An 11,758-nucleotide genomic window follows, 5' to 3' on the forward strand; every position below is an offset into this window, starting at 1 on the left:
GGAGCTGAAGAATGACCGTCCCACTGGTTTCCGTCCTGCTGCCCGTCTATAACGGCGAACCTTATCTCGCCGCGGCGATCGAGAGCATCCTGCGACAGGATCACAAACACCTCGACGTCATTGCCATCGACGATGGCTCCACCGACCGGTCGCTGAATATCCTGCGACGGTATCAGGCAGCGGACGATCGCCTACGCATCGTCTCGCGTGAAAACCGCGGCCTCATTGCGACGCTCAATGAGGGCATGACCATGGCGAAAGGCGATTTCATCGCCCGGATGGATGCCGACGACATCGCCTATCCCACACGCTTTTCACGCCAGATTACCCTGTTTCGTGAGCGGCCCGAGCTTGCGATCAGCGGCGCCGGCATCGACCGGCTCATCGGCAATCGCGTTGTACGCGGCACGCCCAATCCGATCCATCAGTCGGCCGACTGGCATGTTTTATCGATGTTTTACACCGTCTTCATGCATTCGACCGTGATGTATAACCGCAGGGTCATTCCGGCTGACATGTTGACCTACAATGCAAGCTATGTGCATGCGGAGGATTTCGATCTGTTCCGGCGGATCACCCGAGAATTCCCCGCCGCGATGATCGACGAAAGCCTCGTTGCCTATCGCGTTCACGACGAGAGCGTCACCAACAAACATAAGCGGCCAATGCGCTTCACGCATCTGAAGATCGCGGCGGAAAATCTCCAACGGGTATCGTTGATCGATGATCCCCATGCCCTGCACGATATCGGTATGGCGGTGACGCAGGACACGGTTGCTCGTGCCGCCGACTGCCTCCTCTCCATCGAAGAAAGGATCGCCGCACGTGGCCTGCGGGCTTCCGCAAGCTATGAGGAAGGGCTGATGTGCTTCTTCTATTTCCTCTATCAGCTGATCGCGGACGAGAAGCAGCCCGCATTGACGCATCAGTTCCTGACACAGACAGGTAAATGGCACACGATACGGCGTCGCGAACGGTATGGGCTTCGCGTCGCCACCTATGCGCCCTGGTGCAGCCGCCTTTGGAGCGATGCGAGCCTGCGCCTCGACGCCCTGGCAAGATATCGGCAATCGGTGCCAGCAGGAAGCGTGCTGCCGCAACAAGGGCTTGCTTGATATGGCTGGCGCGGATTCTGACATCCCGCAAGAGCAGGCGCAGCTCGCCGCAAGGCCCCCTCGCCCGTCCATCGGCCGAGCGCCGACGGCGAGCTTCATCGTCTGCACCCGCAATCGCGCCCAGGCGCTTGAGGCCTGCATCCGATCGATCGAGGCAGCCAGTCGCGCGCATGCCTCGATGGCAAGCGAGCTGGTGGTGGTCGACAACGGCTCGACCGACGATACCGCCGAGCGGCTCGCCCGCATCGCCTCCTTCTCCAGCATGGCGATCATACCGGTGACGGAGCGCCGCCGCGGCCTTGCCGCCGCCCGCAATGCAGGGATGGAGCGGTCTCGCGGACGCATCCTGATCTTCATCGATGACGATTGCGAAGTGGACTTGCACTATCTGCGGGATCTTGAGCGGCATTACGCAGGCGGAGAACGCCTGGTCATCCGAGGTGGCCGTGTTGAACTCGGCAATGCGCTCGATCTGCCGTTTACGATCAAGCGATCGCCGGAGCCGGCCCGCTTTACGCCGGCTGTCCATCCGGGCGGCTTCATCCTCGGCTGCAACATGACGATGCACCGCGAAGTCGCCCGGCGTATCGGCCGCTTCGACGAGCGCTTCGGTGCTGGCAGCGTTCTGCAATCGGCCGAGGATACCGACTACCTCGTCCGCGCCTTTCAGCTTGGCATTCCGATCGAATATGTTCCCGACATGAACGTGCTGCATTATCACGGCCGCAACCAACGTGAGGCGATCGAACGGCTTCATCGCAGCTACAGTCTTGGAAATGGCGCGCTCTGTCTGAAGCACCTGTCTGGCGCGCCGTGGCTGCTGCGTCATTTCTGCTGGACTTTCCGCTCGGCCTGGAAGGAATTGTGGGGCGGGCCGCGCTTCGATCCGGAAGTCTCCTTGTCTCATTGGCCAATCATATTCATGAATGTGCTGGGCGCACTCGAATTCGCGCGATGTGCCATAACGAGCCGCCCTCGGCCGGAACTGAACCGGATCAAGCAGACGACCCGCTCATTGAGGAGAGATCCGCCATGCTGAAACTCCTCCTGCCGGGTTTGCAGCTCCTGCGGCAGGCGCTCGGCCGGCAGATCCGGCTCATGCCTGTTGTCCTCATTCTCGGCCTGATCAGTGCCGTACTCGAAGGCACCGGCATCGGCCTCATCATTCCGATGCTCGGCATCATCGGAGGCGAAAAGGCTTCGACGGGGCTGAGCGGGCTTTCCGCTCTCTTCCAGCAAGTCGGATCGGGTCTGGACGAGCGACAGCGGATGATGGTGATTGCCGCCTGCATCCTGGTGCTGATCACGCTCAAGAACATCCTCGCCTTCGCCAATACGGCGCTGACCAACTTCATACACGGCAAGGCCGGCCACGCGATCCGCAGCGCGCTGGCCGATCGGCTCCTGAAGATCGGATATCCTTTCTTCCTGCAGGAAAGCCCAGGCCGGCTGCTCAACATCATTTCCAACGAATCCTGGCGGGCATCGGATGCCATACAGACGGTTCTTGGGGCGATGGTCAATGCGTCGGCGACCGTTATTCTTCTTGCCTTTCTGCTGCTGTTGTCCTGGCAGATGACGCTTTGCGTCGCGCTCGGCCTCATCCTCGTCCAGGCCGCGCATGCCGGCCTCTCCGCCGGCCTGAAGATGCCGAGCCGCACGGTCACGTCTTCCAACAATGAACTTGCCGGCAGAATGCTGCATCTCGTTCATGCCGGACGGCTGATCCGGATTTTCGGCCAGGAGGAGCGCGAAAAGGCCGTGTTCGACGGCGCATCGAATGCGGTGAGAAAGGCGGGCTTTATTCTGCAGACTCGCCAAGGCGCGCTGCCGCCGCTGACGGAGGTGCTGCATTCCGCACTTTTCCTCGCGGTCGTCGTCAGCGCCTGGTCGTTTGACGTCAGTTTTCCCATCATCGTCGCCTTCGTCGTGTTGCTCTACAGGCTGCAGCCGCATGTGCGCGCTCTGCAGCAGGCATGGAGCCAGGTGCAAGGCTGGAGCGGTTCGCTGGAGGAAGTCCGCTGGCTGCTGGATGCCTCCGGCAAGCCGCCCCCGCCGGCGGGAGATCTGCCAGCTCCCCGACTGAACCGCGAGATAAAATTCGACAAGGTGAGCTTTCGATATCCTGGCTCCGCCGCGCGTCCGGTGGTGCTGCGATCCACCAGTTTCGAAATTGGCCATGGTCGCTCCACTGCCCTGATCGGCCGATCGGGAGCGGGAAAGACGACGATCGTGAACCTCCTTTGCCGTTTTGTCGAACCTGACGAAGGCGAGATTCTGATCGATGGATTGCCGCTCAGCCGCATCGATCCCACGCAATGGCGAAACCGGCTCGCGCTTGCCAGCCAGGACCTGGAACTGGTTGACGGCACCATTTTTGAAAACATCGCCTATGGGCAGCATACCTCGCGCGCCGAGGCGGAAGAGGCCGCCAGACTTGCCGAAGCGCATGAATTCATCGAAAAACTGCCTGACGGATACGCAACACTCGTCGGCTACAGGGGCGCGAGCCTTTCGGCCGGACAGCGCCAGCGAATAGCTCTCGCTAGGGCACTTGTTCGCGATCCCGATATTCTCATTCTGGACGAAGCCACCAACGCCATGGATGGCTTGTCGGAAGCTGCCATTGTCGAGACGCTGAAATTGCGAGCCGGTCGCCGCACGACGATCGTAATCAGCCATCATCGCAGCACGATCTCCTTCTGCGACGACGTTGTCATCCTCAGCGGCGGCCGTGTCCGCAACCAGACGGCATTTTCCGAAGTTGCGTCCCTCAGCATGGACCAGCTTTATGAGGACGAAGTGCTCGGCAAATCGTGACGCCTGGTGAGGCAATGGCCATTGGCGCGGCTGGGCTGACGGCGAAGCGGGTCGTTCAGCATCGGCATTCACGCACGCGTCTATAGTTGTAGCGATTGACATGCAACGGTCGTTACATTACGGCAAAAACCATGAGTGACTCATCATGGCTGTTGCTGACCTACAAGGTTCCATCGGATCCCGCGACAAAGCGAGTGGCCCTTTGGCGCAAGATCAAAGGCATGGGCGCCGTCTATATCCAGAACGGCGTCTGCCTGCTGCCGAAGGCGGACGAACATCTCCGTCGCTTTAAGATGCTCGAAAACGATATCGTGGAGATGGGCGGCGAGGCCGTCATCCTGGAAACTGCCGCGGCCGATGCCAGCCAGCAGGAGAAAGTGACCGCCCGCTTCAAAGCGGATCGTGATGAGCACTATCACGAGTTTCTGGAACGCTGCAGTGACTTCGAAAAGGAGATCGCCAAGGAAACGGCGGCCAGCAAGTTTTCCTATGCCGAGCTTGAGGAAAACGACGCCGACCTGAAGAAGCTGCAGGATTGGCTCGAGAAAATCACCAAGCTCGACTTCTACGGCGCCCCTCTCGCAGCCGCAGCGCAAGAGCGGCTAAAAGCCTGCGAGACTCTACTCGACAGCTTCGCAAAGCAGGTGTTCGAGGCCCATGAGGAAACCCGGAGCAACACCTCCAAGCCAGCGGACGACAAGGAGTGATGATGACGGTGTTGATGGGCGAAGGTCTGAAGCGGGTTGTAAGGCAGGTGGCTCTCCTGAACCTCGGCTATTTTGGGGTCGAGTTTGCGGTGGCGCTGTCGATCGGCTCGGTCTCGCTGTTTGCTGATAGCGTCGACTTCTTAGAGGACGCTTCCATCAATCTACTGATTGCCGTCGCGCTCGGCTGGAGTGCTCGCAATCGTGCGCGCGTCGGCATGGCGCTTGCCGGCATATTGCTGGTGCCTGGTCTCGCCACCATTTGGACTGCCTGGCAGAAGTTTATGACCCCCGTCGCACCCGATCCACTGCCGCTGACATTGACGGGCCTCGGCGCGCTCGTCGTCAATCTTTCCTGCGCGCTGATGCTCACCCGCTATCGTCACCATAGCGGCAGCCTGACGCGCGCGGCGTTCCTGTCAGCGCGCAATGATGCTCTTGCGAACATCGCCATCATTGCCGCTGGCCTGGTGACAGCCTTCCTCTGGCGTTCCGCTTGGCCCGATCTGCTCGTCGGGCTTGCGATCGCTGCGATGAACGCGGATGCCGCCCGCGAGGTGTGGACTGCCGCCCGCGACGAGCACCGAACGGCCCAGCCGTGAGACAGCGCAGGATCGATGAACCCATGAAGACAGATGCTTCAAAAATCCGGCGCATATCATCCAGGGACGTTCCGATGCTACGCAGCCTTGCAACACTCTTCAAAAAGAGCTGGCCCTTTCTGCTATCGGCGGGGCTCACCATTCTGGTGATCGTTGCCTATAACCTTGGCGAGGTGGTGGAAAAGCATCATCCCAAGCTGATGGAGAATGTCCATTATGGGATTGCGGCATTCATCCTCTTCGTTTCGTTCTATTTTATCGTCCTGCTGATCCGCACGGTTTGGACCACAGTGGATGACGATAACGATCAATGAGTTGCCTTGCTGGCAGCCAGTGAGTTGCGGACGTCGGAAAGCACCGGGAGGTACAGCGGGCTGAGCGTCGTCGCGAAGGTTGCTGTGAGATGGTCTGCGTCCTTGTACAGCGATAGTCCATTTCGGACCGCATCACAGCGGCCATTGTTGCAGATGGACGGGAGCGGATCGATAATGGCGGCTCCATATTTTTCAGCCAGACGGCTTAGGATTTGATGCGAGAGCGCCTGCCGCTTTTCGATATAATCAAATGGCGGAGCGACATCCGTCGACGTGCCTCGCATCATTGCCTTGGCGATCGCCTCCGGCATGTAGTGGCCCATCTCGGGAACATCCGAAACAAGCACGACCTTGGTACCCTCTTTGGTCAAATCCGCCAGCAGAGTATCAAGCGTCTGGACAATCGAGGTGGATCGGTCCTCCAGCGGCGGGGGCACCGACGCATCGAAATACGGTCCCTCATTCGGCATTTCGGCGTCATGAACGTATTTCGGCCAATAGGCCACGAGGAAGACCAGCGGAATATGCTGCGATGTGACGAGATCCCGCACGGCGCCATTGAAGGCGCCACAGCGTTCGGTATCGCCGCGCGGCGTCAGTTTAACGCCCGGCAGGGGCGGGCAGGACGAATGGCCGGCAAAGAGCCCCTGCATACCAGCCTGCCTCGCCGCAGCATCGATGGCCGGCGCCATCGCACCGGAATGGGAATCTCCCCATACGACAAAAGATGGCTTGCCCGAACTTTCGCCGCCGAGCGGACAGAGCTTGCCAGCGCGGATGTCTGTCACCGACGGTCCTGTCTCGGCGGATTCGGCGAAGCAGGGTGGCACGCCGAACCGGCTTTCATCGTACGTGGCGGCATAGACCTTTTGCACATCGGCGGGCAGGCGACCCGGGAGTCCAGACTGGTGGGCGATATAGTCGCCTAAGCCGACTGCTGCGATTATGAGCGCCGCAGCGCCGGCAAATAATGGCCAACGCGTCACACGGGCGGAATGACCGCGAAACGGCTGTTCGACGAAGCGCCATGAGAGGACGGCGAAGACAAATGAGACCAAGACGATCAAGGCGCCCTGAGGCAGAGATAGCTCTTTTCCAGATAGCTCGCGGCTGAAGACGATGATCGGCCAGTGCCACAGATAAAGGGAGTAGGAGATTAGCCCCACACCCACCATTGCCTTCGATCGAAGAATTCGGCTGGCCGGGCCAATCTCATCGCGGGCATGAATGATCAGCCCGGCACCCAGGCAAGGCAGCAAGGCTGCCGGACCGGGGAACAAAGTTTGATCGCTGAAACCGAAGATCGCCGCAGCGATCAAAAGAAGCCCGCCGAACGCCAGCCCTGTCCGCATGATCGGCTGCCGCGGCACGGGGAAGGTCCTGAAGGCGAACAACGCGCCGAGCAGGAGCTCCCAGGCGCGAAACTGCAGCAGATAGAACGCGTCTGCCTGCGATCGAAACAGCATCCATGTGCTTGCTGCGAACGAGACGGCCAAAAGGCACGCCAGCAGGAAGATCGCGTGCCGGCGCGCAAATCGGTCGATGATCAATAACAGAAGCGGAAACAGAATGTAGAACTGCTCTTCGACAGCGAGCGACCAGGTGTGCAGCAGCGGCTTCATCTGGGCGCCAATGTCGAAATAGCCGCTCTCCTTCTCGAACTGGATATTCGAGGTGAACAGGGCCGCGGCCTTCAGACTGCGCGCGAAATAAGCGAACTCGGCCGGCATCAGCAGGAACCAGGACGCAGCGAATGCAGCGATTAGAACTGCAAACAATGCCGGAAAAATCCGGCGGACGCGCCGCTCGTAAAAGCGGATGAGACTGAATTCACCGCGAGCGATTTCGCCCGAAATCAGCGAGGCCATCAGGAAGCCGGAGATGACGAAAAATACGTCGACACCGACGAAGCCGCCGCTAAAACCCGGAATACCGGCGTGGTAAAGGACGACGGGAATAATCGCCACGGCACGCAAACCATCGATATCCCGGCGATAGGCAAGTCCCGCACCTTGCGCCGGAGCGCCCATCGGGACCGAGTGCGCGGGGCGCGCAATTGCAAGATTCAAATTCTCAACTCCAGCTCAATCATAGCCCATGCCGCCGGGACGTCCGATATTTGCGGCTAATAGGCCGATGAACTGACGACGGGCTGAACGCCGCGGCTTAGGTCCCTGCCTTCCCTCGCGAAAAGGTTCAGGGTCACTTCCAAAAAGGCGTTCACATCCTTATCACAGAGCCTCGTCGGCTGCCTCTCCCAAATAGGCCGTGCTCCAAACGCGTCGAGACGCCGTGATGCCGCGTAAGGGCGCTTGGCTGCCTCAAATGGCGAGGACCTCCGCGGCCGGAGGCTCTTGATCAACTGCCGCCGCTCTTGAGTTCGCAAACGAACTCAAGGCAGCAGACAATCATCGCTCCGGATCTTCCAGACGAATCCTGACAAGATAATCGCCTCCATCACTTCATCGCAGGATTGGCGAACACTAACGGATGATCCCACAGCTATTCCGAGCGGATATAAACCTGCAGCGTATAGCCGATATGCTCGGTCATCAGAGCGCGTGCACGTTCTATATCGCGGTCGAGGGCGGCGTCCATCAGGGCCGTGTGATGCTCGATCGCCATGGCGTCCTGCAGGGCGGCGGCAGCTTCTTCGTAGCCGATGGAGAGGCCGGCGGCCGCGCGCTGCGTCGGTGCCAGACCGAGAAAACGATGGTGGCGGCGAAGCTGATCCGCGATGGTGGACCGGAAGCGCTGAAGCCAGTTCGATGTCGCGGCACTGACAAGTGCGGCATGAAAGGCATTATGCTTCTCGTCCCATTCGTCCGCCACTTCGTCGGAGGTAGAGCCGAGCACGATCTTGCAACGTGACAGGCGGTAATGCGCCGTCACAACAGCTGATTCCCAATCCGGCCCGCCCTTCTCGATCGATTCCATGAAAAGCGGCAGTTCCACGATCATACGTGCCCGCGTCAGATCCTCCAGTTCGGCACGTGATACTGGGGCGACCGCAAAGCCGCGATTGCTGACAGCGGTAACCAGCTTTTCAGCTTCCAGCCGCGACAGCGCCTCGCGCAGCGGCGTCCAGCCCACGCCGTAGGTGTCCCGAAGCATGCTCAATCTCAGCGATGCACCCGGCCTTAGCCGGGTATTGAGGATGTCGCGCCGCAGCAGCCAGTAAGCCGCCTCCGTCTTGCTCAGGGCATCCGTGTCTTGCATGATCCTCGTCCCAGTTCCCTCAGGCTCGGATTATATATAAAATCATTTGCCGCCGAAATTATATATAAAACCTCTCTATCGTGAATATCATATATCGCAAATTGACAGTCTTGCGGCAGTCGCTATGATCCGCGTCAAGAGAGCCGATGGAACACGGCTCCTTGTCTATCCGGGAGGAAATATGCTGAGATCTACATCTAAATGGCTCTCCGGCCTCGTCGTTGCCGGCGCGTTCGTCGCTAGTGTCGCAACGGCATCGGCCGAACCGATCAAGATCGCAATCGCCAATTTCGGCGAACATCCGCAGCTCAATGCTTCGATCGCCGGCTTCAAGAAAGCGCTCGCCGACAACGGCTTCGTCGAAGGTAAGGATGTCGTCTATTCCGAGAGCAATACGAGCTTCGACGCCTCGCTCGTTCCGCAGATGATCGCCAAGCTGCAGTCCGAACATCCGAAGCTGATATACACGGTCACCACGCCGGTTTCGCAGATCGCCAAGAAGGCGCTCGCCGGCTCAGGCATTCCGATCGTCTTTACCGCCGTCACCGATCCCGTCGCCGCCAAGCTCGTCCCGTCCTGGGATGCAGGCGACGTCGGTATCACCGGCTCGAGCGATCTGCAGGACATCTCCGCGATCCTGACCTTTACCAAGAAGCTGCTTCCGAATGCCAAGCGTATCGGTATTCCCTACAATCCGGGCGAGGCCAACGACGTGGCGTTGCTCGACAAGGTTAAGGCCGCCGCTCCGGCAGCCGGCTTCGAAGTGGTTCCCGTCGGCGTCGACAATGTCAATGACATCCAGCAGCGCATCGCATCGCTCGCGGGCAAGGCGGATGTCATCTACACGCCCGCTTCCAACCTCTTGCAGCCCGCAATCCCCGCCGTTGCCGCCGCCGCCCGCCAGGCACAGATCCCGATCGTCAACTCCGACGACGCGGCTGTTCGCAACGGCGTCGTTCCGGCAAGCTTTGCCGTCAACTACGAGCAGGTTGGCGAAAACGCCGGCAAGATCGCCGCGCAGATTTTGAAGGGTGCCGATCCGAAGACGATCAAGCCCTCCGTTCCTGCCTATAAGGACCACGCGCCGCTGATCAACAAGACCGTGTTGAAGGCATTCGGTGCCGAGGTTCCGGCTTCGCTTGCCGATTGCAATTGCTTCACGAAGTAATAGGCGGCATCTTCTACTGCATAATTCTATCCATGGCGGCGTCAGGGATGCCGCCATTTCATAACCCTATACTGCAGGGGAGGCACGGATGCTGGATATCAAATCCGCGCGCAAGGTTTTCTACAAAGGCCAGCCCGACGAGAAGGTCGCGCTCAATGGCCTGACGCTCTCCCTTAAAACAGGCGAATTCGGCGTCGTGATCGGCTCGAACGGCGCCGGCAAGAGCAGCATGCTGAACGCGATTTCGGGCGCTCTCAGCCTCGATTCCGGTCAGATCCTGATCAACGGCAACGACGTGACGAACATGCCGGTCCACAAGCGCGCCGCGCGTCTGGCCCGCGTGTTCCAGGACCCTATGAAGGGCACCGCCGCCAGCATGACGGTTGGTGAAAACATGCTTCTGGCGGAACTGCGCGGCAAGAGCAGAGGATTTCGTCCAGGCCTGAACGCCGCCCGCCTGGCCAACTACAAGGAGCGCCTCGCCGTTCTCGGGCTCGGCCTGGAAAATCGGCTGGACACCAAGGTGGAACTTCTTTCGGGCGGACAGCGCCAGTCACTGTCGCTCATCATGGCGGTCGGCGGCTCGCCAGACGTGCTGCTGCTCGATGAACACACAGCCGCGCTCGATCCGCGCACCGCCGATATCGTCATGCAGGCAACGGTGCGCACGGTCGAGGCGCTCAAGCTGACGACATTGATGGTGACGCACAACATGCAGCACGCCGTCGATTTCGGCGACAGTATCATCATGCTCGATGCCGGCCGCGTCCATCTCGAAATTACCGGGGACGGCAAGCGGCGCATCACCGTGCCCGAGCTGATCGGTCACTTCGCCGTCAAGACCGACCGAATGCTGCTGGTGAGCTGAGATCATGATGGACTTCATTCAGACAACCGTTTCGAGCTTCGTCTCGCTCATCCCGGTCACACTGGCCCAGAGCTTCATTCTGAGCTTCGTCGTCCTTGGCATCATGATCCCGTTCCGGATGCTGAGCTTTCCGGACCTGACCAGCGAAGGCGCGTTTCCGCTCGGCGGCTGTGTCTGCGGCATCCTGCTTGCCGCCGGGGTCGCGCCGCCGCTGGCGATCGCCGTCGCCTTCGTCGTGGGCCTTGCCGCCGGCTGCTGCACGGCCTTCATTCACCTGCGCTTCCGCATCCATACACTGCTCGCCGGCATCCTGATGTCGACCATGCTCTACAGCGTCAATCTCGGCATCATGGGCAAATCGAACCTCTCCGTCTTCGGCTCGCCGACCGTATTCGACTGGGTACCCTTCACGACGCCGGGCTTTCCCGCGAGCAAGATCGTCATCGCCGGCCTGTTGGCCGTCATCGTGTTGATCGCCCTCAATCTCTATTTCAAGACGGAAAAGGGCACGGCCATGCGTGCCGTCGGCTCCAATCCCGACATGGCCGAGGCGCAGGGTATCAATGTCTGGGCCGCCACCATCGGCGGCGTTGGCATCGCCAGCGCCTTTTCCGCGGCGAGCGGTGCACTCATGGTCCAGTCGCAAGGCTTTGCCGACGTCAACATGGGTATCGGCATCCTGATCAACGGTCTTGCCGCGCTCATGATCGGCGAAGCCTTTACCGGCAAACAGACCGTGTTGCGTCAGCTACTGGCGCCGTTCGTCGGCTCCATCATCTACTATCAGCTGGTGTCGCTGTGCCTTGCCGCCGGCATGCCACCGCCGAACCTGAAGCTTGCAACCGGCCTGTTCGTGCTGATCATGCTGGCGCTGCCGAGCATCCGCCGCAGCCGCGGCGGAGCCGCCACCCGAGAAACCATTCGCGAATAAGTTTACGAGGCAACGAC

General features: G+C 60.1%; 11 protein-coding genes. 9 read left to right on the plus strand and 2 right to left on the minus strand.

The annotated features are described in order from the left end of the window. Positions 1–11: 11 nt before the first annotated feature. The 6 genes from AC13QE_RS12080 to AC13QE_RS12105 all read left to right on the plus strand — a co-directional run bounded on the left by AC13QE_RS12080 (position 12) and on the right by AC13QE_RS12105 (position 5,555). Complete coding sequence (locus AC13QE_RS12080; RefSeq protein ID WP_488483852.1) at positions 12–1,115, plus strand: glycosyltransferase family 2 protein; 1,104 nt, start codon at positions 12–14, stop codon at positions 1,113–1,115. A 1-nt stretch (position 1,116) separates the two neighbouring features. After that, on the plus strand, positions 1,117–2,154 hold the full coding sequence (locus AC13QE_RS12085; protein ID WP_488483853.1) for a glycosyltransferase family 2 protein: 1,038 nt from the start codon (positions 1,117–1,119) through the stop codon (positions 2,152–2,154). Beyond that, entirely contained in the window at positions 2,148–3,935 is a 1,788-nt protein-coding gene (locus tag AC13QE_RS12090; RefSeq protein WP_488483854.1) for an ABC transporter ATP-binding protein, read from the plus strand. Before AC13QE_RS12085 ends, AC13QE_RS12090 begins: the two co-directional genes overlap by 7 nt. Positions 3,936–4,066: 131 nt before the next feature. Continuing rightward, positions 4,067–4,642, plus strand: coding sequence for a Chromate resistance protein ChrB (locus AC13QE_RS12095; RefSeq protein WP_488483855.1), 576 nt, complete (start codon positions 4,067–4,069; stop codon positions 4,640–4,642). Next, positions 4,642–5,241 carry a cation efflux transmembrane domain-containing protein gene (locus AC13QE_RS12100; RefSeq protein ID WP_165915271.1) on the plus strand — a complete coding sequence of 200 codons (600 nt, stop codon included), beginning with the start codon at positions 4,642–4,644 and terminating at the stop codon, positions 5,239–5,241. The genes AC13QE_RS12095 and AC13QE_RS12100 overlap by 1 nt, the downstream gene beginning before the upstream one ends. 74 nt (positions 5,242–5,315) lie before the next feature. Continuing rightward, the gene (locus tag AC13QE_RS12105) at positions 5,316–5,555 is read left to right on the plus strand and encodes a hypothetical protein (protein WP_488483856.1); all 240 of its coding nucleotides are present in this window, start codon (positions 5,316–5,318) and stop codon (positions 5,553–5,555) included. Here AC13QE_RS12105 and AC13QE_RS12110 read toward each other — a convergent pair. Further along, positions 5,549–7,624, minus strand: a complete 2,076-nt coding sequence (locus AC13QE_RS12110; protein ID WP_488483857.1) for an acyltransferase family protein — start codon at positions 7,622–7,624, stop codon at positions 5,549–5,551. The two genes, AC13QE_RS12105 and AC13QE_RS12110, sit on opposite strands and share 7 nt — an antisense overlap. A 433-nt stretch (positions 7,625–8,057) precedes the next feature. Further along, on the minus strand, positions 8,058–8,774 hold the full coding sequence (locus AC13QE_RS12115; RefSeq protein WP_132719479.1) for a GntR family transcriptional regulator: 717 nt from the start codon (positions 8,772–8,774) through the stop codon (positions 8,058–8,060). A gap of 181 nt (positions 8,775–8,955) precedes the next feature. On the opposite strand from AC13QE_RS12115, the gene AC13QE_RS12120 reads away from it, so the two are divergent. From AC13QE_RS12120 to AC13QE_RS12130, 3 genes are all read left to right on the plus strand, one after another. Further along, positions 8,956–9,942: an ABC transporter substrate-binding protein gene (locus tag AC13QE_RS12120; protein ID WP_112335734.1), complete on the plus strand. Its 987-nt coding sequence runs from the start codon at positions 8,956–8,958 to the stop codon at positions 9,940–9,942. Positions 9,943–10,030: 88 nt separating this feature from the next. Further along, positions 10,031–10,810, plus strand: coding sequence for an ABC transporter ATP-binding protein (locus AC13QE_RS12125; RefSeq protein WP_488483858.1), 780 nt, complete (start codon positions 10,031–10,033; stop codon positions 10,808–10,810). Positions 10,811–10,817: 7 nt separating this feature from the next. Further along, the gene (locus AC13QE_RS12130) at positions 10,818–11,741 is read left to right on the plus strand and encodes an ABC transporter permease (protein ID WP_112335736.1); all 924 of its coding nucleotides are present in this window, start codon (positions 10,818–10,820) and stop codon (positions 11,739–11,741) included. Positions 11,742–11,758 lie beyond the last annotated feature (17 nt).

This window comes from Martinezella sp. CNPSo 3957 (genome assembly GCF_057784395.1).